The sequence below is a fragment of the Rhizobacter sp. J219 genome, assembly GCF_024700055.1.
Taxonomy (GTDB): Bacteria; Pseudomonadota; Gammaproteobacteria; order Burkholderiales; family Burkholderiaceae_C; genus Rhizobacter.
The window spans coordinates 2,436,375-2,459,819 of record NZ_JAJOND010000001.1 but is presented as its reverse complement, the minus strand read 5'-3'; the positions used below and the strand labels follow the sequence as shown (position 1 = coordinate 2,459,819).

The following is a 23,445-nucleotide window of genomic DNA, read 5'->3' as shown; positions in this document are numbered from 1 at the left end:
CGGGCGATCTTAGCCGTGCCTCTTGCCACGACACCGCCGCGCCGGACGATCACCCCGCGGTCTCTGCGGCTGCGGCGCGCAGCTTGCGATAGATGGTGTTGCGGGCCACACCCAGTTGCCGCGCGGCACGCGAGATGTTGCCGCCGGCCGCATCGACCGCCTGGCGGATGGCGGCCATTTCCTGCGCGTGCAGCGTGGTCGGGGTGGGGTGCGGGGCAGGGCTGGACACCGGCTCTGCGGTCACGACCCGCGCCTCGGGCATGGGGCTGACCGGCTCGACAGCCGCCGGCTCGCGCGGCACCGCCACGCCGGTCGCGAGCGACACGCTCGGCCACAGCGTGGGCCAGTTGAAAAGCGCGCGGGCATAGACCGGGGTGCCGGCCATGTCGCCGTGCTGCACCATCAGCGGCATGGGCTCGTCGGCCCGTTGGCGGCAGTGGTCGGCGATGGCCGCCACACGCGTGCCGAAGACGGCTTCCAGCCCCAGCCGGCGTAGCGCCGGCATGTTGAGCTTCAGGTGCTCGAGCGCCGCGCGGTTGGCGCCGAGGATGCTGCCGTCGGGGGCCAGCGCGATCATCGCCTCGCGCATGGTGCCGAGCATGCGCGGCTGCGGATGGAAATGCAGCCGCAGGCCGTGGCGGAACTTGTCGCCGAACCACTGGTTCTCGATCATGCGCGCCGACATCGTCACCATCGCCAGCGTGTGCGGGTGGTACGACGAATGATGGCCGCTCACGTCCAGCACGCCGATCATCTGGCCGCTGTGGTCGAAGATGGGCGAGGCCGAGCAGGTGAGAAAACGATTCGCCGCGAGGAAGTGTTCGTTGCCGTGCACGAGCGTCGGCGCTTCGGTAAAGAGCGCGGTGCCCACTGCGTTGGTGCCCTTCGAGGCTTCCGACCAGTTCACGCCCGGCGCGAGCGCGATCTGCTGCAGGCGCTCCAGGAAGCCGTCGTCGCCGACGGCCTGCAGGATGCTCCCTTCGGTGTCGGTCAGCGCGACGATGCTCTTGGTGGAGACGATCTGCTCGAAGAGCATCTCCATCACCGGCGTGGCGTGTTCGAGCAGGCGCTGGTGGGGCTCGCGCATCACGCGGGCGCCGTAGGCCGTGAGCGGGTTCAGCTCGGGCACGGCGTCCTCGGTCAGCCCGAGGGCCCGGCAGCGCGCATGCGACTGCTGGATGGCGTGGACGTGATCGGGCCCGTGGGCGAGCTCGAAGGTTCTTGCACCTGGCGCAAGCGTTGCCGCGGCGTGACGGTCCATGGGGTCTCCTCAGCGAGACCGGTGCGTGCCTGGTGGGTGGGCGCCGGCTCGGGCGGGCCCATTCTGCGCCAGATCGGCGCGCCGTCTGTCACGCAGGGGAAAGGGGCTCTACGGGTGGACCCTAGGCGTTGCTGGTCGCGCGCACTTCGGCCAGGCTGGTCACGCCTTGCAGCACCTTCTCGATGCCGTCTTGGCGCAGCGTGCGCATGCCCTCCAGCATCGCGGTGCGTTGCAGCTCCTCGGCGCGCGAGCCGGTCTGCACCAGGCGGCGCAGCTCGCGCGAGACGACCATCAACTCGTGCAGGCCGGCGCGGCCCTTGTAGCCGGTGTGGCCGCAGTGTTCGCAGCCTGGGCTGTGAAAGTGCACCAGCTGACCGTTGCGGCCGAAACGCGCGGTCCAGTCGGCCAGGAGCGACTTGCGGTTGAGCGTGTCGTGGTCGGGCGGGCAGACGTGCAGGTAGTCGTCGAGCAGCTCGTTCACCTCGTTGTCGCCCAGCGGGCGCGAGACGCGGCAGTGGTTGCAGAGCTTGCGCACCAGGCGCTGGGCCAGCACGCCGAGCAGCGAGTCGGCGAAGTTGAACGGGTCGAGGCCCATGTCCAGAAGCCGTGTCACGGTCTCGGGGGCGCTGTTGGTGTGCAGCGTGCTCAGCACCAGGTGGCCGGTGAGCGAGGCCTCGATGGCCATCTGCGCCGTCTCTTCGTCGCGCATTTCGCCGACCATGATCACGTCGGGGTCGGCACGCAGGAAGGCGCGCAGGGCCTTGGCAAACGTCCAGTCGATCTTCGGGTTCACCTGCACCTGGCGCAGGCCGGGCTGGGTGATTTCGACCGGGTCCTCGGCGGTCCAGATCTTGCGCTCGGGCACGTTGATGTGGCTGAGCGCCGAGTGCAGCGTGGTCGTCTTGCCCGAGCCGGTGGGGCCCACGCACAGCACCATGCCGTAGGGGCGCTCCATCACGTCTTTCAGCTGCTGCAGGTTCCAGGGCGCGAGGCCCAGGTTGTCGAGCGGGATGGGCTTGGCCGAGGCCAGGATGCGCATCACCACGTCTTCCAGGCCGTTGTTGGTGGGGATGGTGGCCACGCGCAGCTCGATCTTGTGCTGCGCGCTGAACTTCGCGAAGTTGATCTTGCCGTCCTGCGGCTTGCGCTTCTCGGAGATGTCGAGGTCGCACATGATCTTGATGCGCGCGATCACCGCGTTGCGGTAGTTGGGCGGCAGCTCCAGGTGCGTGCGTAGCAGGCCGTCTTTCCGGAAGCGGATCTTGATCTTGTCGCGGCCGGGGTAGCTCTCGACGTGGATGTCGGAGACGCCATCCTGGTGCGCCTCGATGATCATGTTGTTGATGAGCTTGACGAGCGAGTTGTCGCTCTGCTCGATCTGGCGGTCGTCGGTGGGGGCGAGCGCTTCGAGGTCTTCGCGCTCCAGCGTTTCGACGAGCTTGTCGGTGCCCTGCAGGTCGAAGGGAATGGGGTCGGCCGAGTCGATGCTTGCAAAGCGCAGCGGGATGGCCGCGCCGATCTTCTCGTAGGCGGTGTTGAGCACGTCGTCCAGGCGCGCGCATTGCGCGAGCACCGCCACGCACTTCGTCTGCGTGATGAATTCGATCTCGTCGACGATGGCGCGACGGCGCACCGGGTCGTCGAGCGCGATGACCAGGCGGCCTTCGCGCAGCATCAGCGGCATGACCTGCAGGCGCATCGCCACCGAGAAGGGGAGCTTGCGCAGTGCGTCTTCCTCGAAGGGGAAGGCGTCGAGGTTCACGAGCGGGTAGCCCATCTTGCGGGCGAGCGCCGTCTGCAGGTCTTCGCGCGAGACGATGCCCAGCTTCACCAGCAGCTCGCCGAGCGGCACGCTGCGGTCTTGCTGCTGCTGCGCGAGCGCGTCGTCGAGCTGCGCCTGCGAGACCATGCCGAGCGAGGTGAGGGCCTCGCCGATCTTGACCATCGGCATCTTGGCCTGCTTCTCGATCGCGGCCATCAGCTGCTGCGGCGTGACCACCTGACGCTCCAGGAGGATGTCGCCGAGCTTCTGGTGGCGCATCTGCTGCTGCCGGTCGGCCGCCTGCTCGACCTGCTGTGGCGTGGCGGCCTTCGCTTCGACCAGCACATCGCCGATGCGCGGGCCGATCTCGTAGCCGGTGTAGCCGGCCTTGGGGATGAAGAGGCGCTGCACCGAGCCCTTGTCGTCGACCGGCGGGAAGAGGAAGAGGCCGTGCTCGCTCTCCACATGGCCGATGGTCGTGCCTTCGACCGAAGCGCCATCGGCCAGCAGCACCTTGTAGCTGCTGCGCGGGCGCTGCTCCAGCATGGCCGCGTGTTTCTCGTGCGTGAGCAGGGCGGTCGTGATGGGCTTGAGCGGCTCCATCACGCGCAGCGAGCGGAACTGGTGGAAGCGCAGCGGCATCGTCGTGCGCGCGGGCGGCACCTGCACATGCGCGACCTGGTCGTCGGGCACGAAGAAGATCAGCCGGCCGGCCACCGCCTTGCCGTTGGTGCCGACGAACTCACAGCCCTGCGCCTGGTGCTGCTCGTCGGCAGCGGGGTAGGCGGCGAAGGGCGGTGTGGGCCACAGGAAGGCGGCATGGCGGGCTTTCTCGACCGGCTCCGGCGCTGCCATGCGCGGCGGCAGCGAGACGGGCGCGCTGGCGTCGGTGGCGAAGTCCATGTTGACGAAGTCGGAGAGGTCGGACATGAGTTTCTTCCCGGCCATGGCAGATGCGCGAGACGCTTTCCCGCATAGCCATGGTAGGCAGCCAGTGGGCGGGGCAAGCGGGGAATAGACGGGCTTTCCGGTGGTTCTCCACGCGGTCGAGACACCAATCCCGTGCGGTCTTGCACGAGCGCGTGCGGGCGGGGCCCCAAAGCTGGGGCTTCAGGGCCGGAAAGACGCGGATCGCGCTGGCACAGATCTGGCTACTCACAGGTTGTTATAACAACTGGCGGCGTGGCCGCTCTGGAGGTTCCGCATGCTTCGCTTTCTTTCCGCTTTGCTGTTGACCCTGGCCACCAGCATCCACGCCCAGACCCTGCCGTTGCGGGTGGGTTTCCAGACGGGAGACATCAACACGCTGCTGATGTATGCCGCGCAGACGGGCCAGTTCGCCAAGAACGGAGTCGAGGTCAAGCTCACGCCGTTTCCCGCTGGCCCGGCGATGCTCCCCGCGCTGGCCGCCGGCGAGATCGATTTCGCCTGGATGGGCGAATTCCCCGCCGTCACCGGTTATTCCAACGGCATGCCGATCGAGATCCTGATGATGGAGCGGCTCGACTTCACCAACGTGCGGCTGGTGGTGAACCCGGCGGCCGGCATCAAGACGGTGGCCGACCTGAAGGGCAAGAAGGTCGCGGTGTCGGTGGGCTCCACGAGCCACAACCACCTCTTGCGTGCGCTCTCTCAGGCAGGCCTCAAGCAGGAAGACGTGACCATCGTGAACCTGTCGCCCGCCAACATGCCGCCGGCCTACGTGGCTGGGCAGGTGGATGCGGCACTCACGTGGGAGCCCAACGTGGGGCTGATGGAAAAGGCCGGTGCCCGCCCCATCGCCACCACGAGCAGCCTCGGCATGATCACCGGCGGCATCTGGGTGGCGCGCAAGGCCTTCACGAAAGACAACCCGGCCGCGGTGCAAGGCTTCCTGAAGACCTGGCGCGCCGCACAGAAGACCTATGCCGCCAACCCGGCCGAGGTGCGGCAGTACGAAGCCAAGCGCGTGGGGCAGACGGCGCAGGAGTTCGATGCGCTCATCGCACGCCAGACGGCGAGCCACCCGAGTTTCGAGCAGCTGCTCACCGCCGATTTCATGGGCCCGCCCGGCAAGGAACTCGACTCGCGGCTGATGAAGCACCTGCAGGGCATCGGTGCGTTCCTCGTGTCCGAGAAGCGCATCAGCGCCGCCCCGGCCGACTGGGCACCGATCTTCAACACGCGTCCGATCCAGGAGTTCCTGCGCGCCGAGAAGCCCTGAGCGGCGTGCGCGCGCATCTCCTTCAACTTCTGCCCTTCAGCATGAACACACTCACACCCTTGCAGCGGCGCATCGTCGACAGCATCCACCATGACCAGTGGCTCGCCCTCACGCGCGAGCTGGTCACCACGGGACAGCCCGATTCCGAGAACCCGCTCGACCCCGACATGCCCTCGGGCTCGGAGGAGAAGATCGCCCTGTGCGTGGCCGACAAGCTGCGCGCGCTCGGCCTGTCGGTCTCGCTGCATGCCAAGGTGCCGGGCCGCCCCAACGTCATCGGCACCTGGGAGGGCGACGCACCGGGGCCGGTCGTCATCCTCAACGATCACCTCGACGTGTACCCCGCCGGTGACCCGGCGGGCTGGACGGCCACCGGCGGCAACCCCTACGCGCCCACCGTCGATGGCGAGCGCCTTTATGCCCGCGGCACCTCCGACACGCGCGGCAACCTCGCCTGCACGCTGCTCGCCGTCAAGGCCCTGAAGGACGCGGGCGTCGCGCTGCACGGCACGCTCAAGTGCATCTACACCGTGGACGAGGAGAAGCACGGCCCCAACGGCGCCATCTACCTGCTCGACGAACTGGGCGTGCGCGGCGACTACGAGATCACCGCCGAGCCGAGCGGCTGGACACGCGGGCCCGACGACTGGGGTGTGGGCGTGGCGGTGGCCCATGCGGGCAACTGCCTGCTCGAGATCCGCATCGAGGGGACCAAGTCGCACCTCTGGCGGCCCGACACCGGCGTCAATGCCATCAGCAAGATGGCGGCTGTGGTGGCCGCGCTCGAACGCCTCACGCTCACCCACACTGCGCCGGGCCTCTACGGAGGCACGCCACCGATGCTGTGCTTCACCCGGGTTCGTGCAGGCGAGCCGCGCGAGATGCAGTTCACGCCGGCCTCGTGCACTGCCATCGCCGCGGCCGTGGGCCTGGTGCCCGGCATGAGCATCGCGTCCATCCTGGGCGACGTGCAGGCCGAGACTCGACCGCCTGGCCGAGGCCGACCCCACGCTCAAGGCGAGCGTGCGCCAGGTGCCGGGCTCGCTCTTCGTGCCGGCCACCGAGGAGTTGCCGCATGACGCCGAGCCGGTCGCATCGCTCACGCTCGCGTACCGTCAGATGATGGGCAAGCCGCCCGTCTACTACCGCAAGAACGCCTACTGCGACACGATCCGTTTCTCGCATGCAGGCATCCCGTCGGTCACCTTCGGCCCGGGAGAAGACGGCTGGCCGCCCACCAACGAATACATCCACACGCCCAAGGCGGTGCCGGCCGCCCAGGTGATGGCGCTGGCGCTGATGCGGCTTCTCGGGGGTGACCGCAGCGGTGCCCCTGGCGAACCACGGTGAGGCCACTGATGGACATGCCGCTTGCGACCCTGCTGAAGAGAGCGCCCGACGCCACCGAGCCGCCACGCGAGGTGCTGCGCTTCGAGCAGGTGGGCCTCAGCTACGACGAGCGCCCCGTGCTGCGCGACCTGAGCTTCAGCGTGCGGGCCGGCGAGACGGTGGCCCTGCTCGGCCCGTCGGGCTGCGGCAAGACCTCGCTGCTCAACATCGTGGCGGGCTTCCTGCGGCCCACGAGCGGCGTCGCCCTGTGCAACCAGCGTGAGATCGCGGGGCCGGGCCCCGACCGCGGCGTGGTGTTCCAGTCGTATGCGCTCTTCGACTGGATGACCGTCGAAGACAACATCGCCTTCAGCCTGCGCTGCGCCGGCCGCCCGCGCGACGAGCAGCGCGAAGTGGCGCAGCGCATGGCCAAGCTCGTCGGGCTGGGTGGCTTCGAGAAGTCGTACCCGTACCAGCTCTCGGGCGGCATGCGCCAGCGCTGCGGCCTTGCGCGGGTGCTGGCCGCCGGCCCCAGCGTGATGCTGATGGACGAACCCTTCGCCGCCGTCGACGTGCAGACGCGCGAGACCCTGCAGGAGGAAATCCTGCGCATCCAGGCATCCACCGGCTGCACCATCCTCTTCGTCACCCACAGCATCGACGAGGCGGTGTTCCTGGGCAGCCGCATCCTGCTGATGCTGAAAGACCGGCTCGGCGCATTCGAGGAATTTCCGGTGGACCTGCCGTTGCCGCGCGAGCAGGCCGAGAACCGCCTGCACCCGGAATTCCTCGCGGTGCGCGAGCGGGTCTACCGCGCCATGCGCCAGGCGCCGCGCGAGGAGGGAATCACATGAACACCCAGGCTGAGATCAAGCGGCGGCGTGTCGCGTACATGGTGCTGGCGGTGGGTTCGCCGCTGGCGCTGCTGACGCTGTGGGTGGCCGCCACGCAGCTGGGGTGGATCCGCAGCGTTCTGCTGCCGGGGCCGGCGGCGGTGCTGGCCACGCTGCAGGAGATGGCCCTCCAAGGCTACTCGGGCGTGGGGCTGCTCACGCACGTGGGCGCGAGCCTCGCACGGGTGGGCATCGCGTTCGTGGCGGGCTCGCTGCTGGGCATCGCCATCGGCATGCTGCGTGGCCGCGTGCCGGCGGTCGATGCCGTCTGGCTGGTGCCCTCCGAGCTGCTGCGGCCGATCCCTCCGCTCGGCCTCATTCCGCTGTTCATCCTCTGGTTCGGCATCGGCGAGATGTCGAAGATCCTGCTGATCTTCGTGGCGGTCTTTCTCATCATGATGATCAACGCACAGGCCGGCGCCAGCAGCTGCGCGCAGGACGTGCTGCGTGCCGCGCACACGCTGGGCGCCTCGCGGCTGCAGGTGTTTCGCCATGTGGTGCTGCCCTCGGCGCTGCCGCAGATCGTGACCGGCCTGCGCGTGGCGCTGGGCACGGCGCTGTCGATCCTCGTGGCCTCGGAGCTGCTCGGCGGCGACCGCGGGCTCGGCTTCATCGTGCTCGACGCGAGCAATTTCTTCCGCACCACGCATGTTTTCGCGGGCATTGCGATCATCGGGTTCATCGGCCTCCTGAGCGATCGTGTGCTCGCGGCCGTGGGCAAAAAACTGGTTCACTGGGAGGGCAGGCGCTGAACACCCGATCCACACTCAAACGCCGCATCGAGGTCGACACCTCGCTGCCCTTCCACGCCCAGGTGCGTGAGTCGCTGCGGGCCGGCATCCTCGAAGGGCGCTACCCCGCCGAAGAGCAGCTCCCCACCGAGCACGACCTGACGGCCTTGTACGACGTGAGCCGCATCACGGTGCGCCGCGCTCTGCACGACCTGGAAAACGAAGGCCTGGTGCAGCGCCTGCAAGGCCGCGGCACCTTCGTGCGGCGGCCGCAGGTCACGCAGGACCTGGCGCGCCTGCAGAGCTTCGGCGAGGCCATGCGGCCGCTGGGCCACGAGACGTCCAGCCGGGTGCTCAGCGTGCGCGAGGTGAAACCGCCGCAAGCCGTCGCACAGCGACTGGGACTCACGATGCGCACCAAGGTGTCGGAGATCCGCCGCGTGCGCCATCTCAACGGAGCGCCGGTGTCGCTCGACGTGAGCTACTTCGCCACCACGCTCGGCCGTCGTCTGGCGAAGGAAGACCTCGCCTCGCGCGACATCTTCCTGATCCTGGAGCACGACTACGGGCTGCCACTCGGACACGCCGACCTGATCATCGGCTCGCGCCTGGCCGACGAGGCGCTGGCCACCATCCTCGGCGTGCCGCCCGGTGCAGCCGTCCTGCATGTTGACCGCCTCACGACCGACACCGAAGGCAGGCCCCTGGCCTGCGAGCACCTGTTCAACAACGGCGAGGCCTACCAGTACCACCTGCAGGTGGCGCGCGATGTGCCCAAGGCACCGGCGGCCGCCCGCAAACGAGGAGTTTCCAGATGAGCGAGATCACCGGACTGTCGCTGCACTGCCGCGCGCTGCTCGGTGCCTACCGGCGCGGCGAGGTGTCGCCGCTGGAGGTGGCGCAGGAGGTGCTGCGTCGCATCGAGGCGCGCGGTGACGATCACGTGTGGGTCACGCGCGCCGAGCCCGAGACCGTGCTGGCCGCGGCGCGCCGCCTCACCGAGCGGCGCGCCGACATGGACCGGCTGCCACTCTACGGCCTGCCTTTCGGCGTGAAGGACAACGTCGACGTGGCGGGCATGCCCACCACCTGCGGCTGCGAGGCTTTCGAGCGATCGCCGCGCGAATCCGCCGCTGCCGTGCAGCGCGCCATCGATGCCGGCGCACTCTTCATCGGCAAGCAGACGCTCGACCAGTTCGCCACCGGCCTCAACGGCACGCGCACGCTGGACGGCCGGCACTGCCTCAACGTCTTCGACCCCGATGTGATCCCGGGTGGGTCGAGTTCGGGCTCCGGCGTGGCGGTGGCGGCCGACCTGGTGAGTTTTTCGCTCGGGTCCGACACCGGCGGCTCCGGCCGTGTGCCGGCCGCAATGAACAACATCGTCGGCCATCGACCAACGCTCGGCCTCGTGAGCAGCCGCGGCATGGTCTACAACAACCGGCTGTTCGATTGCATGCCGGTCTTCGCGCACACGGTGGACGACACCTTCACGGTGATGGAAGCCATCGCCGGCTTTGATGAACACGACCCCATGAGCCGCGCCGACGCCGACGACCTGCCGTTGGATGCGGCCGCGCCGGGGCGATTCCGGTTCGCCGTTCCGCGCGAGCTCGAGTTCTTCGGCGACACCCAGTCGCCCGCGTGCTTCGAGGCGGCGGTGCGGCGCCTGCGAGAGCTCGGGGGCGAACCCTGCGAGATCGACTTGTCGGTCTTCCACGAGGCGGGTGCGCTGGTCTTCGAGAGCGCGCTCGTGGCCGAACGCGCGGCAAGTTATGGCGACGTGCTCGACCGCGCGCCGCAGGCGCTGGTGCCCGCGGTGGCCGGCATCCTCGAGCGGGCGCGTGGCTACAGCGCGGTCGATGCCTTCCGGGCCCAGTACCGCCTGCAGTCGCTGCGGCTCGACGCCGCGCGGCGGCTCGCCGGCATCGACGTGGTGGTCACGCCCACCGTGGCGCGGCCGTTTCGCGTGGCCGAGATGCGGGCCGAGCCGATCGTCCGCAATGCCGAGGTCGGCCACTACACCTATGGCGTCGGGCCGCTCGACCTGTGCGCGCTGGCCGTGCCGGCGGCCATTCGGCCCGATGGCCTGCCGTTCGGCATCTCGCTCGTGGGCCGCGCAGGTGCCGACGGCGAATTGCGCGCACTTGGCCGGCGCTTCGAGGCGGCGACGGCGATCCCGCCGGGGCGCTCAGCTCGGGCCTAGCGCGACACGCCCATCACCACATCCGGCAGCCACGTCACGAGCTGCGGGAACACCGTGATGATCGCGATGCACACCACCAGGCAGCCAAAGAAGGGCAGTGCGGCGCGGGCGATGACGTTGCTGTCCTTGCCCGTCATGTTCTGCAGCACGAAGAGGTTGAAGCCGACCGGCGGCGTGACCTCGGCGATCTCGACCAGCAGCACGATGAAGATGCCGAACCACACCAGGTCGAAGCCGGCCTTCTGGATCATCGGCAGCACCACCGCCGAGGTGAGCACGATCATGCTGATGCCGTCGAGCGCGGTGCCGAGCACGAGGTACACCACCACCAGCACGGCGATGAGCGCATAGGGGCTCAGGTTCAGCGCGGCCACGCCCTCGGCCAGCTCGCGCGGGATGCCGGTGAAGGCCATCGTCTTCGCGAGGAACGACGCGCCGGCGAGGATGAACATGATCATGCAGCTCACACGCGTGGCGCTCATCAGCCCGTCCCAGAAATTGCGCCAGGTGAGCGAGCGGCTGGAGATGGCGATGGCCAGCGAGCCGAGCACGCCGAAGGCCGCGCACTCGGTGGCGGTGGCCCAGCCGGCGACCAGCACCCACACGATGAAGAGAATGAGCAGCGCACACGGGATGAGGCTGCCCGAGCGGCGCAGCTTGTCGGCCAGGCTCGTCGGTGCTTCGGCGGGTGGCACCTTGTCGGGGTGTCGCAGGCTCCACCAGGCGATGTAGCCCGAGAAGAGCAGCATCAGCAGCAGGCCGGGGATGAAGCCGGCGAGGAAGACACGGATCACCGACGCATCGGCCGCCACCGCATAGACCACCATCGTGATCGACGGCGGGATGAGGATGCCCAGCGTGCCGGCGGTGGCCAGCGAGCCGAGGGCGAGCCGTTCGTCGTAGCCGCGCCGCTTCAGCTCCGGCAAGGCGACCTTGCTGATCGTCGCGCAGGTGGCCGCCGACGAGCCCGACACCGAACCGAAGATGCCGCAGCCGAGGATGGTGGTGTGCATCAGCCGCCCGGGGATTCGGTTGAGCCAGGGGGCGAGGCCCTCGAACATCTGCTCCGACAGCCGCGTGCGGAAGAGGATCTCGCCCATCCAGATGAAGAGCGGCAGGGCCGCCAGCTCCCAGCTCGCGGTCGTCTCCCAGAAGGCCGTGAAGAGGTTCTTGCCGGGCAGGGTGGTGGTGAAGAAGAACTGCCCGATCCAGCCGACGATGGCCAGGCCCATGGCGATCCACACGCCGCCGCCGAGCAGCAGCAAGAGGATGAAGAGCAACAACCCGCCTATTGCAATCAGGCTCATGCGATGAGACTCATCTGGTTCTTCTAGATGTCTTCGGAGAAGTCACCCCGCGCGTGCCGCTCCTCGACGAGCCGCACGTACGTCGGCTTGCCCCCCTTGAGCACGATCACGAGTTCGTCGATCACCGCCACGGCGAAGAGCACCGCGCCGAGCACGAAGCTCAGCTGCGGGATCCAGATCGGGATGGGCACCATGTTGCCGGCGATGTCGTTGAAGGCCCAGCTCTCGTGGGTGAAGCGGATGGCCCACCACGCGAGGTAGCCGATGGCCAGCGCGGCGATGCTGAGCGACACGATCTCCAGCACGCGCACCACGCGTGGCGGCAGCTTTTCGAGCAGCAGCGTCACACGCACGAAGTCGCCGTGCTTGAAGGCGTGGGCCATCGCGAAGAAGGCCGAGGCCGCGCACAGCCACGACACCACGTCGGCCACCCACGACACGCGCCAGCCGGCATAGCGGCCCACCGAGGCCAGGATCATCAGCACGAAGATCGCGAGCACCGCGAGGGCCGCGACCTGGCCGGCGAGCAGGTACAGCGCGTCGAGGCCGCGCCGGAGCCACCCGCCGGAGGAAGGAGGGTGCGCGGTCACGCCGTCATTTGCGGTAGGCGCTCACGACGGCCTGACCCTCGGGGCCGGCCTTCTGCAGCCATTCGTCGAGCATGGCCTGGCCGACCTTCTGCATGTCAGCCTTGAGCTGGGGCGACGGCGTGACGATGGTCATGCCGTTTTTCTTCAGCAGCTCCATGTACTCGTTGTTCTTGGCCTTCGAGGTGGACCAGCCGCGCGCCTCGGCATCGGCGGCGGCCTTGAGCACCGCGGCCTGCGTCGGCTTGTCGAGCGCATCGAACGCGGCCTTGTTGGCCAGCACCGCGTTCTTCGGCAGCCAGGCCTGGGTGTCGGTGAAGAACTTGAGGTGCTCGTAGGTCTTGGTGTCGTAGCCGGTCGAGCCTGACGACATGTACGACTCGACCACACCCGTGGCCATGGCCTGCGAGAGCTCGGCGGCCTGCACGGTGACGGGCTGCGCACCCAGCAGCTCGGCCAGGCGCGAGGTGGCCGGGCTGTAGGCGCGCCACTTCACGCCTTTCAGGTCGGCCGCGGAGTTGATCGGCTTCTTGCTGAAGATGCCCTGCGGCGGCCATGCCACCGCATAGAGCAGCATCAGGCCCTGCTCGGCGAGCTTCTTTTCCAGGATGGGCTTTTGCGCCTTGTAGAGCTTGGCCGATTCGTCGTAGCTGTCGGCCAGGAAGGGCAGGCCGTCGGCGCCGAAGATCTGCCACTCGTTCTGGTAGTTCACGAGCAGGATCTCGCCGGCCTGGGCCTGGCCGCCTTGCACCGCGCGCTTGATCTCGGGCGCCTTGAAGAGCGAAGCGTTGGGGTGCACCGTGATCTTGAGCTTGCCGCCGGAGGCCTTGTCGACATCGGTGGCGAACTGGGTCAGGTTCTCGGTGTGGAAGTTGGTGGCCGGGTAGGCCGAGGGCAGGTCCCATTTGGTCTGGGCCTGTGCGGCGCCGCCCAAGAGCAGGGCGGCAGCGATCAAGGGCAGGTGAAGGCGCATGGCAGTGGTCTTGAGGGTGGGGAAGACGCACGAGGGTAAGCGTGCGATGTGAAGGGTGGCATCCGGGCTTCTACGTGCTGGGGATGCAAGCACCGTTCCACACGTGAGCCGTGATCGCACACCCCCGGGCGCGTCCTGTGCCCTTCAGCTGGCGGCCGAACAGCCGATATGCAGCGGATGATCCCCGCGCCCCTGCCCGAAGACGAAGCCGAGCGCCTTGCGGCCTTGCGTGCGCTTCTCATCCTCGACACCCCGCCCGAAGCGCGTTTCGACCGCATCGTGGAGTTCGCCGCCAGCGAGTTCGACGTGCCCATGGCCCTGATCAGCCTGGTCGACAGCGAGCGGCAGTGGTTCAAGTCGCGCATCGGCCTGAGCGCCTGCGAGACCGCGCGCGACGTCTCTTTCTGCGCGCATGCGGTCTACCAGCGCGAGACCCTGCTGGTGACCGATGCGCTGAACGACCCGCGTTTCCACGACAGCCCGCTGGTGGTGGGCGACCCCCATATCCGCTTCTATGCCGGCGCACCGCTGACGCTCAAGTCAGGCGCCGTCGTCGGCACCTTGTGCGTGCTCGACACCCGCGAGCGCAGCTTCGACGCCATCGATCGCAGCATCCTCGAATCGCTGCGCCTGCTGGTGGTGGCCGAGCTGGAGCGTTCGGCATGAGCGCCGAGTCCGAGCGCCGGACCGCCCCAAGCCGGACGAGATCCCCGCGGGGGATCGCGAGCGGCAAAGCCGCGCACGAGGGGCAGACATGAACACGAAGAAAAGGGTGTTGCTGGTCGAGCCGCACTTCGTGATGCGCAACACCGTGGCCAACGTGGCGCGGCAGCTGCGCCTGGCCGACGTGCACGAGGCCACGCACTATGAGGCCGCGCTGCGCATGCTGCAGACGGATGTCTACGACGCGGTGCTCACCGACCTGGGCGAGCGCAACGATGGTGTCACGCTGGTGCAGCAGGTGCGCGAGGGCGCCACCTTGTGCGACCCTGAAGCCTCCATCGCCGTGATGGCGGTCGGGCTCGATGCCGACACGGTCGGCATCCTCAAGGGCCTGCGGGTCCAGCGCATCATGATCAAGCCCTTCAAGGTGAAGACGGCAGTCGAGGTGCTGGCCAGCCTCTCGGGCGCCGCTTTGCCGGCCTGATCAAGCCGGCGGCTCCAGCACCCCAAGCTCCATCATCTGACGAGCGGCCGCCTCCTGCTTGGCACGCTCCTTCTTCGCGTGCTCGCAGAGCTGCATGCCGGTGTGGTTTTCCAGCGTCTCGGCCACCCAGTCGACGAACACGCGCACCTTCGACGACAGGTGCCGGTTCGACGGGTAGACGGCGTGGAAGGGCATGTCGTCCGACAGCCAGTCGCACATCACGAGTTCGAGCGCGCCGCAGCTCGGGTACTGGTGGAACATGTAGGTCGGCAGCCGGCCCAGGCCCAGGCCCGCGAGGCAGGCGTCGATGTAGGCGTTGGAGTCGTTCAGCGTCAGCGGGCTGTCGACGGTGAGCACCACGCGCTCGCCGCCGCGGTTGAACTCCCAGTCGAACACCTGCCCGGTGCGCATGGAGAAATAGTTGAGGCACACGTGCTTCTTCAGGTCGTGCGGATGTTCGGGCCGGCCATGCTTGGCCAGGTAGCCCGGCGTCGCGCAGGTCACCACCTGCATCGTGCCCACACGTCGCACCACCACCGAGGGGTCGTTCACCTCGCCCACGCGCAGCGCGCAGTCGATGCCTTCGCTCAGGAGGTTGAGCGGCCGGTCGCTGCAGCCCAGTTCCAGCTCGATGTCGGGGTAGCGCTCCAGGAAGGTGTGCAGCAGCGGGATGAGCAGCCGGCTGGCCACCGCGGTGCTCACGTCGACCCGCAGCTTGCCGTGCGGCGAGCCCTGGCGCGAGGAGAGTGACTCTTCCGCGTCACGCAAATCCTCGAGGATGCGCACGCAGCGCTCGTAGTAGGCCGCGCCGTCGGCGGTGACGGTGACCTTGCGCGTCGTCCGGTGCAGGAGCCGCACCTTCAGGTGCGCTTCCAGCTCGGCCACGCAGGCCGACAGCGTGGCCTTGGGCATGTTCAGCAGATCGGCGGCACTGGTGAAGCCACCGGTGTCGACCACCCCGACGAAGGCTTGCATGGCGCGTAACTGGTCCATTGTCTTGATTCCTGAACAGTCAATCTTTGAATAGCCACTTTATAAGGCTTTCGCCGATCAATAAAGTCATGCCGCATTGCAGCATGGTTGTTCCATGCGCACAAACCTTCAAGAAATGCCACGCGAGGAAAGCCATGACCAGCCCCCGACCCACCTCCCTGATGTTTTCTACCCTGGCCCTGACGCTCGTCTCGGCCGCGGTCATTTCGCTGGCGGGCTGTTCGGGCGGGGGCGAGGCCCAGGCCGCGGCGCCGGCCGGGGCCCCACCGGCTCCGCCGGTCAGCGTGGCAGCAGTTGTCTCCAGGAAGGTACTGGAGTTGCAGGAGTTCTCGGGCCGCATCGAAGCGGTCGAGTCGGCGCAGATCCGCGCCCGCGTGCCCGGCACCATCGAGGCGGTGAAGTTCAAGCCCGGTGCGTTGGTCAACAAGGGCGACGTGCTCTTCGTCATCGACCCGCGCAGCTACCAGGCCGAGGTGGCCCGGCTCGACGCCGCCGTGGCCAGCGCCCGCGCCAAGGCCGAACATGCGGCGGCCGAGTTCGAGCGCTCCAAGCTCCTGAAGGCCGACAACGCCATCTCGCAGCGCGATTTCGATGAACGTGCGTCAAACGCACGCCAGCTCGCCGCCAACGCCCGTGCCGACGAGGCGGCGCTCGCGGCGGCCCGGCTCAACCTCGACTTCTCGGTGGTGCGCGCACCCATCTCGGGCCGCATCGGCAAGGCCGAGGTGACCGAGGGCAACCTGGTCGACAGCAGCGTGGTGCTCACCTCCATCGTGTCGATCGACCCGGTGTACGTGAGCTTCGACGGCGACGAGAGCACCTTCCTGCAGGTCGGTGCGCTGGCCCGCAAGGGCGGCCCGGGTGTGAAGGTGCAGGCGGGCCTCGCCAACGAGACCGGCTACCCGCACGAGGGCAAGCTCGACTTCGTCGACAACCGCATCGACCCCGTCTCCGGCACGGTGCGCATGCGCGCGGTGCTGCGCAACGCCGACGCGTCCCTCGTGCCCGGCCTCTTTGCCCGGGTGCAGGTGGGCACCGACGGCAAGGGCGAAGCCCTGCTCATCAACGACACCGCGATCGGCACCGACCAGAACCGCAAGTACGTCTACGTGGTCGGCGCCGACAACAAGGCCGAGTACCGCGTGGTCACGCTCGGCCCGCTGGTCGACGGTCTGCGCGTGGCGCGCAGCGGCCTGAAGCCGGGTGAGCGCATCGTCGTCAACGGCCTGCAGCGTGTGCGGCCGGGCTCGCCGATCGCACCCGAGGTCGTGCCCATGACCGCCGCCGCCAGCGCACCCGTGCGCCAGTAAGCGCGACCGCAACCTTTCCGGATCACCGCCATGCGTTTCTCCAGGTTCTTCGTGGACCGGCCCATCTTCGCGGCCGTGCTGTCCATCCTCATCTTCCTCGGCGGCCTGCTCGCCATCTTCCGGCTGCCGATCTCCGAGTACCCCTCGGTCGTGCCGCCGTCGGTGGTGGTCAGCACGCGCTTCCCGGGTGCCAACCCGACCGTGATCGCGCAGACGGTTGCCGCGCCGCTCGAAGAGGCGATCAACGGCGTCGAGAACATGCTGTACATGGCCTCGCAGGCCACCGGCGACGGCGGCATGAACCTCACCGTCACCTTCAAGGTCGGCACCAACGTCGAGCAGGCCGAAACCCAGGTGCAAAACCGCGTGCAGCGTGCGCTTGCGCGGCTGCCGGAAGAGGTGCGGCAGATCGGCGTCACCACACTGAAGAGCTCGCCCAACATCACGATGGTGGTCCACCTCGTGTCGCCCAACTCGCGATACGACGAGGTGTACCTGAGCAACTACGCGGTGCTCAACATCAAGGACCGGCTCTCGCGCATCCCCGGCATGGGCCAGGTGCTGGTGTTCGGTGCCGGCGACTACTCGATGCGCGTGTGGCTCGACCCGCAGAAGATCGCCGCGCGCGGCCTCACCGCGCCCGACGTCGTCAACGCCATCCGCGAGCAGAACGTGCAAGTGGCCGCCGGTGTGGTGGGCGCCTCGCCGAACAAGAACGCGCCGTTCCAGCTGTCGGTGAATGCCCAGGGGCGCCTGTCGACCGAAGAGGAGTTCGGCGACATCATCGTCAAGACCGGCTCCAATGGGAACGGGGTGGGCGTGACCCGGCTGCGCGACATCGCCCGCATCGAGCTTCGGTGCGGCGCAGTATTCGCTGCGCTCGCTGCTCAACAACAAACCGGCGGTGGCGCTCGGCATCTTCCAGGCGCCGGAGTCGAATGCGCTGCAGTTGTCGGCCGACGTGCGCAAGCTGATGGACGAGCTGCAGCGCGACTTCCCCGAAGACCTCAAGTACGAGATCGTCTACGACCCGACGCGCTTCGTCGAAGACTCCATCGCCGCTGTCATCAAGACGCTGCTCGAAGCGGTGGCGCTCGTGGTGCTGGTGGTGATCGTCTTCCTGCAGACCTGGCGGGCGTCGCTGATCCCGCTGCTGGCGGTGCCGGTGTCGGTGGTGGGCACCTTCGCGGTGCTGCTCGCCTTCGGCTTCTCGATCAACACGCTGAGCCTCTTCGGTCTGGTGCTGGCGATCGGCATCGTGGTCGACGACGCGATCGTGGTGGTCGAGAACGTCGAGCGCAACATCGCGGGCGGCCTCACACCGCGCGAGGCCACGATCCAGGCGATGAAGGAAGTGTCGGGCCCGATCATCGCGATCGCGCTGGTGCTGTGCGCGGTGTTCGTCCCCATCGCCTTCGTCTCCGGGTTGACCGGCCAGTTCTACCGCCAGTTCGCGCTGACCATCGCGATCTCGACCGTCATCTCGGCCTTCAACTCGCTGACGCTGTCGCCGGCGCTGGCGGCCGCGTTGCTCAAGCCGCACGACGCGCCAAAGGACCGCCTCTCGCGCGGCATGGACTGGGCGCTCGGCGGCTTCTTCAAGCGCTTCAACCGCTTCTTCGACCGGTCCTCCAACGGCTACACCCGCGGCGTGCGCGGCGTGCTGAGCCACAAGGCGGCCACGATGGGCGTGTACCTGCTGCTGGTGATTGCGGCGGTGGCGATGTTCCGCATCGTGCCCTCGGGCTTCGTGCCGGCGCAGGACAAGCAGTACCTCGTCGGCTTCGCACAGCTGCCCGACGCGGCCTCGCTCGACCGCACCGATGCGGTGATCCGCCGCATGAGCGACATCGCGCAATCGGTGCCGGGCGTGAAGGAGTCGGTCGCCTTCCCGGGTCTGTCGATCCACGGCTTCATGAACGCGCCCAACTCGGGCATCGTGTTCTACACGCTCGACGACTTCAAGGAGCGCAAGGGCCGCACCAGCGGCGAGATCGCGGCCGAGGTCAACCAGAAGCTCGGTGCGATCCAAGACGCGTTCATCATGGTCTTCCCGCCGCCCGCGGTGGATGGCCTGGGCACCACCGGCGGCTTCAAGCTCTACGTGCAGGACCGCGGCAACCTGGGTCAAGACGCGCTCTACCAGGCCGTGCAGGCGCTGCAGATGAAGGCCTGGCAGACACCCGAGCTGGCCGGCGTGTTCTCGGGCTACCAGGTCAACGTGCCGCAGTTGAAGGCCGACGTCGACCGCACCAAGGCCAAGCAGATGGGCGTGCCGCTGTCGGACATCTTCGACACCATGCAGATCAACCTCGGCTCGCTGTACGTCAACGACTTCAACAAGTTCGGCCGCACCTACCAGGTGATCGCGCAGGCCGATGCGCCGTTCCGCGCCGACGCCTCGGCCATCGGCCAGTTCAAGGTGCGCAACACCGGCGGCGAAATGGTGCCCCTGGGCAGCCTGGTGAATGTGTCGCCCACCTACGGCCCCGACCGCGTGGAGCGCTACAACAGCTTCTTCGCGGCCGACTTCAACGGCGGGCCGGCACCGGGCGTGTCGTCGGGGCAGGCGCAAGACATCATGGAGAAGCTCGCCAAGGAGACGCTGCCGCGCGGCATCGGCTTCGAGTGGACCGACCTCACCTACCAGGAGATCCTCGCCGGCAACACCATGGTGATCGTGTTCCCGCTGTGTGTGCTGCTGGTGTTCCTGGTGCTGGCCGCGCAGTACGAAAGCTGGACGCTGCCGCTCGCGGTGATCCTGATCGTGCCGGCGTCCATCCTGTGCGCACTGCTGGGCGTGTGGGTGACCAAGGGCGACAACAACATCTTCACGCAGATCGCGCTCTTCGTGCTGGTGGGGCTGGCGTCGAAGAACGCCATCCTGATCGTCGAGTTCGCCCGTGACCTGGAGCACCAGGGCCGCGGCGTCGTCGAAGCTGCGCTCGAGGCGTGCAAGCTTCGCCTGCGCCCGATCCTGATGACGTCCATCGCCTTCATCATGGGCGTGCTGCCGCTCGTCTTCTCGTCGGGCGCGGGCTCCGAGATGCGCCATGCGATGGGCGTGGCGGTGTTTGCCGGCATGCTGGGCGTCACGCTCTTCGGGCTCTTCCTCACGCCGCTCTTCTACGTGCTGCTGCGCAAGCTGGCGCTGCGCATCGAACGCCGCCGCAACACCACCGCGGTGGCGGCCCTCGAGGTCTGACTGACATGACACTGCAACGACTCTCTCCCCTGACCGCGCTGGCCGCAGCGTTGCTGCTTGCCGGTTGTTCGCTGGCCCCGAAGGTGCCCGAGCCCGACATCGCGGTCCCCGCTGCCTTCAAGCAGGCCACCCCTGGCGAAGGCAGCTGGAAGCCCGCCGTGCCGGCCGAAGCGGCGGCGCGCGGCGCGTGGTGGACGGTCTTCGGCGACCCCCGGCTCGATGCGCTCGAAGCGCAGGCCGAGAAGGCGAACCCGACGCTGGCCCTCGCGGCCTCGCGGGTGCGCGCCGCCCGTGCCACGCTGAGCGGCGCGCAGGCCGGCCGCTGGCCGACGCTCGGCCTCAACGCTGGTGCGAGCCGCGCCCGCTCGGCGCCCGCCACGCTGGGCCTGCCCGATGGCACGGCCACCTCCGCTAGCACCGTCTACCAGGCCGGGCTCGGGGCGCGCTACGAGATCGACCTCTTTGACCGTGTCGGCAACGGCGTGGTGGCCGCACGCGCCGATGCGCAGGGCGTGGAGGCCAGCTACCGCTCGGTGCTGCTCGCGCTGCAGGCCGATGTGGCCCAGACCTACTTCATGCTGCGCATGCTCGACGCCGAGCTCGCGCAGCTCGATGCGACGCTCGGGCTGCGCACGGAAAACAACCGCCTGATCGAGCGCCGCTTCAGCGCCGGCGCGGTGGCCGAGTTCGACGTCGCGCGCTCGCGCACCGAGCTCGCCACCGTGCAGGCGGAGCGCGCGGCGCTCGCCGGCCAGCGTGCCCGCACCGAGCATGCGCTCGCGCTGCTGCTCGGCCAGGCGCCCGCAGGCTTCAACCTCGAGGTGGCGCCGCTGCTGCCGGCGGAAAAGGTGCCCGAGGTGCCGGCGGGCCTGCCCTCGGCCCTGTTGGAGCGCCGGCCCGACGTCACCGCCGCGCAGCGCAGCCTCGCGGCCGCGACGGCACGGGTGGGCGTGGCCCGCTCGGCGCTCTTCCCGGCGCTCGCGCTGACGGCCGAAGGCGGCCATGCGTCGAGCGAGCTGGAAAACCTCTTCAAGTGGAGCAGCCGCGCCTGGCTCGCAAGCGTGGTGTTTTCGCTGCCCATCCTGGATGGCGGGCGCAACAAGGCCGTCGTCGAGCAGGCCGAAGCACAGCTCGACGGCGCGGTGGCCTCGTACCGCGGCACGGTGCTGTCGGCGTTTGCCGATGTGGAAGACAGCCTGGCGAGTTTGAGGTCGGTGCGCGACCAGGTGCGCCATGTCGACGAAGCGCTGGTGTCGGCCCGCCGTGCGGCCGAGCTCGCCGACAAGCGCTACCGCGCCGGTGAAGACAGCTACCTGCAGCTGCTCGACACGCAGCGCGACCTGCTGGCGGTGGAGCGCCAGGCCGTGCGCCTGCGCGGTGGCTGGGCCACCGGCACCGTGGCGCTGATCCGCTCGCTCGGCGGTGGCTGGCCGGTGCAGCAGTAGTTCTCGCGCGAGGGGCTTTGGGCGATGATCGCGGCGGCTGTAAGAAGCCGCCGTTGTCATCGACGGAAGCGTGTCGTTGCCATTGCGTGCGACACATCCCAACTCTCAAGGAGAACCCCATGACCCAACGCCTGATCGCTTCCACCGCCCTTGCTTCCGTCCTGGCCCTCGGCCTGGCCGGCCAGGTTGCCGCGCAAGACAAGCCGAAGGAGAAGTGCTACGGCATCGCCAAGGCCGGCCAGAACGACTGCGCCAACCTGTCGGGCAGCCACTCGTGCGCCGGCCAGGCCAAGACCGACAAGTCGCCCGACGAGTGGAAGTACGTCGCCAAGGGCACCTGCAAGGACATGGGCGGCATGAGCGCCGACGAAGCCAAGAAGGCCAGCGCGAAGAAGTGATGGAGGCCCTGCGCTGCGGCATCGGCCTGCGCCAGCCGCACTACGCGCAGGTGCTGGAAACGCGCCCGCCGCTCGCCTTCGTCGAAGTCCATTCCGAGAACTTCTTCGGCGACGGCGGTGCGGCGCTCGCGGTGCTGCACGAGGCCCGCGCGCATTACCCGGTGAGCCTGCACGGCGTGGGCCTGTCGCTCGGCTCGGCGGCCGGGCTCGACCCGTGGCACCTCGATCGGCTCGCGCGGCTGGTCGAGCGCATCGAGCCGGCGCGGGTCTCCGACCATGCGAGCTTTGCGCGTGCGCCGCGGCAGGCGGGTGGGCCGGTGCTGCACGGCAATGACCTGCTGCCGCTCGCCTTCACGCACGCGGCGCTCGACATCATGGTGTGCAACGTGACGCAGGTGCAGGAGCGCCTGCGCCGGCCGATCCTGGTCGAGAACCTGTCGGCCTACCTCGCGTGGGCCGACCAGGAGATGAGCGAACCCGAATTCTTCAACGCGCTCGTGCGCCGCAGCGGCTGCGGGCTTCTGCTCGACGTCAACAACCTCGTCGTGAACGCGCTCAACGAGGGCGCCGGTGATGCGGTGGCGAGCGCGTGTGCCTGGGTCGATGCGATCAACGCGCAAGCGGTGGGTGAGATCCACCTTGCCGGGTATTGCGTGGTGTCGGACGAGAGCGGCGAGATCGTCATCGACGACCACGGCAGCCGCGTGCACGAGCCGGTGTGGCAGGTGTACCGCCATGCGCTGGCGCGCCTGGGCCCGAGGCCCACGCTGGTGGAGTGGGACACCGACCTGCCGTCGCTCGATGTGCTCCTCGGCGAGGCGCAACGCGCCGAACACTGCCTCGCGCGATGAGCACCGAAGCACAACGACAGCAGGCGCTGATGGCGGCCATCCTGCAGCGCGGCGATGGCGCTGCACTGCAGGGCTGGGTACTCGATCGTCCGGCCGGCGTGACACGCGGCTTGCAGGCCTACCAGGCCAATGCGGGGGCCTCGGCCGAGCGTGCGCTGGCGGCGGCCTTTCCGACCGTGCAGGCGCTGGTGGGCGAGGAATCGTTTGCCGCGCTGGCCCGTGCCTTCTGGCACGCCGAGCCGCCGGTGCGCGGCGATCTGGCGCAGTTTGGCGGCGCCCTGCCGGCTTTCATCGCGGCCGGCGAGCAACTCGCCGATGTGCCCTACCTCGCCGATGTGGCCCGGCTCGATTGGCAGCTCGCAGACGCCGAACGTGCGCTTGATGTGCAGGTCGACACCGGCACGCTGTCGCTGCTCGCCGACATGGAGCCTGCCCGGCTGCGCCTCGCGCTGATGCCGGGTGTGGCAGTGCTGGTCAGCGGGCACCCGGTGGTGAGCTTGTGGAAGGCCCACCAGGCGTCGGACGCTGCCGACGAACATCGTGCACAGGCCCGCCGCAAGCTCGGTGCGGGTGAGGGCGAGAACGCCGTCGTGTGGCGATCGGGCTGGCGCGCCGAGGCCGGCGTGATCGACGCTCCGACCGCGAGGTGGATGCAGTCGCTGCTGAACGGCGACACGCTCGCCCTCGCACTCGCGCAGGCGGGTGAGGGCTTCACCTTCGATGCCTGGCTGGTGCAGGCGCTGCAGCGCCAATGGCTGTGGCGCGCCGTGGCGGTCGATGGCGCCTGAGGCTTGCTGCAAGAAAACGGCGCCGCCGCACGACCAAGACCCTACACCCTTGGAGG

The 23,445-nt window shown here is 68.6% G+C and carries 20 protein-coding genes and 1 pseudogene; 15 read left to right on the top strand and 6 right to left on the bottom strand.

The window, feature by feature from the left end; translation table 11 throughout:
• Nucleotides 1-49 precede the first annotated feature (49 nt).
• On the bottom strand, nucleotides 50-1,261 hold the full coding sequence (locus tag LRS03_RS11195; protein WP_257825505.1) for a GAF domain-containing protein: 1,212 nt from the start codon (nucleotides 1,259-1,261) through the stop codon (nucleotides 50-52).
• A gap of 121 nt (nucleotides 1,262-1,382) precedes the next feature.
• Nucleotides 1,383-3,953: a GspE/PulE family protein gene (locus tag LRS03_RS11190; protein WP_308296418.1), complete on the bottom strand. Its 2,571-nt coding sequence runs from the start codon at nucleotides 3,951-3,953 to the stop codon at nucleotides 1,383-1,385.
• A gap of 274 nt (nucleotides 3,954-4,227) precedes the next feature.
• On the opposite strand from LRS03_RS11190, the gene LRS03_RS11185 reads away from it, so the two are divergent.
• The 7 genes from LRS03_RS11185 to LRS03_RS11155 all read left to right on the top strand — a co-directional run bounded on the left by LRS03_RS11185 (nucleotide 4,228) and on the right by LRS03_RS11155 (nucleotide 10,385).
• Nucleotides 4,228-5,226, top strand: a complete 999-nt coding sequence (locus LRS03_RS11185) for a taurine ABC transporter substrate-binding protein (protein ID WP_257825504.1) — start codon at nucleotides 4,228-4,230, stop codon at nucleotides 5,224-5,226.
• Between the two features lie 41 nt (nucleotides 5,227-5,267).
• A complete protein-coding gene (locus tag LRS03_RS11180) occupies nucleotides 5,268-6,305 on the top strand; it encodes a M20 family metallopeptidase (protein ID WP_257825503.1) in 1,038 nt (345 codons plus the stop codon).
• The gene (locus LRS03_RS11175) at nucleotides 6,250-6,576 is read left to right on the top strand and encodes a hypothetical protein (protein ID WP_257825502.1); all 327 of its coding nucleotides are present in this window, start codon (nucleotides 6,250-6,252) and stop codon (nucleotides 6,574-6,576) included. The genes LRS03_RS11180 and LRS03_RS11175 overlap by 56 nt, the downstream gene beginning before the upstream one ends.
• 8 nt (nucleotides 6,577-6,584) lie before the next feature.
• Complete coding sequence (locus LRS03_RS11170; RefSeq protein ID WP_257825501.1) at nucleotides 6,585-7,409, top strand: ABC transporter ATP-binding protein; 825 nt, start codon at nucleotides 6,585-6,587, stop codon at nucleotides 7,407-7,409.
• Nucleotides 7,406-8,200: an ABC transporter permease gene (locus LRS03_RS11165; protein WP_257825500.1), complete on the top strand. Its 795-nt coding sequence runs from the start codon at nucleotides 7,406-7,408 to the stop codon at nucleotides 8,198-8,200. The genes LRS03_RS11170 and LRS03_RS11165 overlap by 4 nt, the downstream gene beginning before the upstream one ends.
• 62 nt (nucleotides 8,201-8,262) lie before the next feature.
• On the top strand, nucleotides 8,263-8,997 hold the full coding sequence (locus LRS03_RS11160; RefSeq protein ID WP_257825499.1) for a GntR family transcriptional regulator: 735 nt from the start codon (nucleotides 8,263-8,265) through the stop codon (nucleotides 8,995-8,997).
• The gene (locus LRS03_RS11155; RefSeq protein ID WP_257825498.1) at nucleotides 8,994-10,385 is read left to right on the top strand and encodes an allophanate hydrolase; all 1,392 of its coding nucleotides are present in this window, start codon (nucleotides 8,994-8,996) and stop codon (nucleotides 10,383-10,385) included. The genes LRS03_RS11160 and LRS03_RS11155 overlap by 4 nt, the downstream gene beginning before the upstream one ends.
• On the opposite strand, the gene LRS03_RS11150 is transcribed toward LRS03_RS11155, so the two are convergent.
• Genes LRS03_RS11150 through LRS03_RS11140 form a run of 3 tightly spaced genes read right to left on the bottom strand, consistent with a single transcriptional unit; the run spans nucleotide 10,382 to nucleotide 13,252 of the window.
• Nucleotides 10,382-11,692: a TRAP transporter large permease gene (locus LRS03_RS11150; protein WP_257825497.1), complete on the bottom strand. Its 1,311-nt coding sequence runs from the start codon at nucleotides 11,690-11,692 to the stop codon at nucleotides 10,382-10,384. The two genes, LRS03_RS11155 and LRS03_RS11150, sit on opposite strands and share 4 nt — an antisense overlap.
• A gap of 23 nt (nucleotides 11,693-11,715) precedes the next feature.
• Entirely contained in the window at nucleotides 11,716-12,282 is a 567-nt protein-coding gene (locus LRS03_RS11145) for a TRAP transporter small permease (protein WP_257825496.1), read from the bottom strand.
• Nucleotides 12,283-12,286: 4 nt separating this feature from the next.
• Entirely contained in the window at nucleotides 12,287-13,252 is a 966-nt protein-coding gene (locus LRS03_RS11140) for a TRAP transporter substrate-binding protein (protein WP_257825495.1), read from the bottom strand.
• A 177-nt stretch (nucleotides 13,253-13,429) separates the two neighbouring features.
• Between LRS03_RS11140 and LRS03_RS11135 the strand changes: the two genes are divergently transcribed.
• A complete protein-coding gene (locus LRS03_RS11135) occupies nucleotides 13,430-13,918 on the top strand; it encodes a GAF domain-containing protein (RefSeq protein ID WP_257825494.1) in 489 nt (162 codons plus the stop codon).
• Between the two features lie 88 nt (nucleotides 13,919-14,006).
• Nucleotides 14,007-14,399 (top strand): response regulator, encoded by a 393-nt coding sequence (locus LRS03_RS11130; protein ID WP_257825493.1) that lies wholly within the window; start codon nucleotides 14,007-14,009, stop codon nucleotides 14,397-14,399.
• Here LRS03_RS11130 and LRS03_RS11125 read toward each other — a convergent pair whose 3' ends face one another.
• Nucleotides 14,400-15,392: a LysR family transcriptional regulator gene (locus tag LRS03_RS11125; RefSeq protein ID WP_257825492.1), complete on the bottom strand. Its 993-nt coding sequence runs from the start codon at nucleotides 15,390-15,392 to the stop codon at nucleotides 14,400-14,402.
• A 134-nt stretch (nucleotides 15,393-15,526) separates the two neighbouring features.
• Here LRS03_RS11125 and LRS03_RS11120 point away from each other — a divergent pair, with 134 nt between their 5' ends.
• The 6 genes and pseudogenes from LRS03_RS11120 to LRS03_RS11095 all read left to right on the top strand — a co-directional run bounded on the left by LRS03_RS11120 (nucleotide 15,527) and on the right by LRS03_RS11095 (nucleotide 23,389).
• The gene (locus tag LRS03_RS11120) at nucleotides 15,527-16,702 is read left to right on the top strand and encodes an efflux RND transporter periplasmic adaptor subunit (RefSeq protein ID WP_257825491.1); all 1,176 of its coding nucleotides are present in this window, start codon (nucleotides 15,527-15,529) and stop codon (nucleotides 16,700-16,702) included.
• Nucleotides 16,703-16,732: 30 nt separating this feature from the next.
• Nucleotides 16,733-19,907 (top strand): annotated as a pseudogene (locus LRS03_RS11115) (efflux RND transporter permease subunit).
• 5 nt (nucleotides 19,908-19,912) lie between these two features.
• The gene (locus LRS03_RS11110; protein WP_257825490.1) at nucleotides 19,913-21,352 is read left to right on the top strand and encodes an efflux transporter outer membrane subunit; all 1,440 of its coding nucleotides are present in this window, start codon (nucleotides 19,913-19,915) and stop codon (nucleotides 21,350-21,352) included.
• 119 nt (nucleotides 21,353-21,471) lie between these two features.
• Nucleotides 21,472-21,750, top strand: a complete 279-nt coding sequence (locus LRS03_RS11105) for a BufA1 family periplasmic bufferin-type metallophore (RefSeq protein WP_257825489.1) — start codon at nucleotides 21,472-21,474, stop codon at nucleotides 21,748-21,750.
• Nucleotides 21,750-22,601, top strand: a complete 852-nt coding sequence (bufB, locus tag LRS03_RS11100; protein WP_257825488.1) for an MNIO family bufferin maturase — start codon at nucleotides 21,750-21,752, stop codon at nucleotides 22,599-22,601. The genes LRS03_RS11105 and bufB overlap by 1 nt, the downstream gene beginning before the upstream one ends.
• Entirely contained in the window at nucleotides 22,598-23,389 is a 792-nt protein-coding gene (locus LRS03_RS11095; protein WP_257825487.1) for an HvfC/BufC N-terminal domain-containing protein, read from the top strand. Before bufB ends, LRS03_RS11095 begins: the two co-directional genes overlap by 4 nt.
• Nucleotides 23,390-23,445: the final 56 nt, after the last annotated feature.

Excerpts from the sequence above, each read along its gene's own strand:
- LRS03_RS11195 (WP_257825505.1), bottom strand. The coding sequence starts at position 1,261 with ATGGACCGTCACGCCGCGGCAACGCTTGCGCCAGGTGCAAGAACCTTC.
- LRS03_RS11190 (WP_308296418.1), bottom strand. The coding sequence starts at position 3,953 with ATGTCCGACCTCTCCGACTTCGTCAACATGGACTTCGCCACCGACGCC.
- LRS03_RS11185 (WP_257825504.1), top strand. The coding sequence starts at position 4,228 with ATGCTTCGCTTTCTTTCCGCTTTGCTGTTGACCCTGGCCACCAGCATC.
- LRS03_RS11180 (WP_257825503.1), top strand. The coding sequence starts at position 5,268 with ATGAACACACTCACACCCTTGCAGCGGCGCATCGTCGACAGCATCCAC.
- LRS03_RS11170 (WP_257825501.1), top strand. The coding sequence starts at position 6,585 with ATGGACATGCCGCTTGCGACCCTGCTGAAGAGAGCGCCCGACGCCACC.
- LRS03_RS11165 (WP_257825500.1), top strand. The coding sequence starts at position 7,406 with ATGAACACCCAGGCTGAGATCAAGCGGCGGCGTGTCGCGTACATGGTG.
- LRS03_RS11155 (WP_257825498.1), top strand. The coding sequence starts at position 8,994 with ATGAGCGAGATCACCGGACTGTCGCTGCACTGCCGCGCGCTGCTCGGT.
- LRS03_RS11150 (WP_257825497.1), bottom strand. The coding sequence starts at position 11,692 with ATGAGCCTGATTGCAATAGGCGGGTTGTTGCTCTTCATCCTCTTGCTG.
- LRS03_RS11140 (WP_257825495.1), bottom strand. The coding sequence starts at position 13,252 with ATGCGCCTTCACCTGCCCTTGATCGCTGCCGCCCTGCTCTTGGGCGGC.
- LRS03_RS11135 (WP_257825494.1), top strand. The coding sequence starts at position 13,430 with ATGATCCCCGCGCCCCTGCCCGAAGACGAAGCCGAGCGCCTTGCGGCC.
- LRS03_RS11130 (WP_257825493.1), top strand. The coding sequence starts at position 14,007 with ATGAACACGAAGAAAAGGGTGTTGCTGGTCGAGCCGCACTTCGTGATG.
- LRS03_RS11125 (WP_257825492.1), bottom strand. The coding sequence starts at position 15,392 with ATGGACCAGTTACGCGCCATGCAAGCCTTCGTCGGGGTGGTCGACACC.
- LRS03_RS11120 (WP_257825491.1), top strand. The coding sequence starts at position 15,527 with ATGACCAGCCCCCGACCCACCTCCCTGATGTTTTCTACCCTGGCCCTG.
- LRS03_RS11110 (WP_257825490.1), top strand. The coding sequence starts at position 19,913 with ATGACACTGCAACGACTCTCTCCCCTGACCGCGCTGGCCGCAGCGTTG.
- LRS03_RS11105 (WP_257825489.1), top strand. The coding sequence starts at position 21,472 with ATGACCCAACGCCTGATCGCTTCCACCGCCCTTGCTTCCGTCCTGGCC.
- bufB (WP_257825488.1), top strand. The coding sequence starts at position 21,750 with ATGGAGGCCCTGCGCTGCGGCATCGGCCTGCGCCAGCCGCACTACGCG.
- LRS03_RS11095 (WP_257825487.1), top strand. The coding sequence starts at position 22,598 with ATGAGCACCGAAGCACAACGACAGCAGGCGCTGATGGCGGCCATCCTG.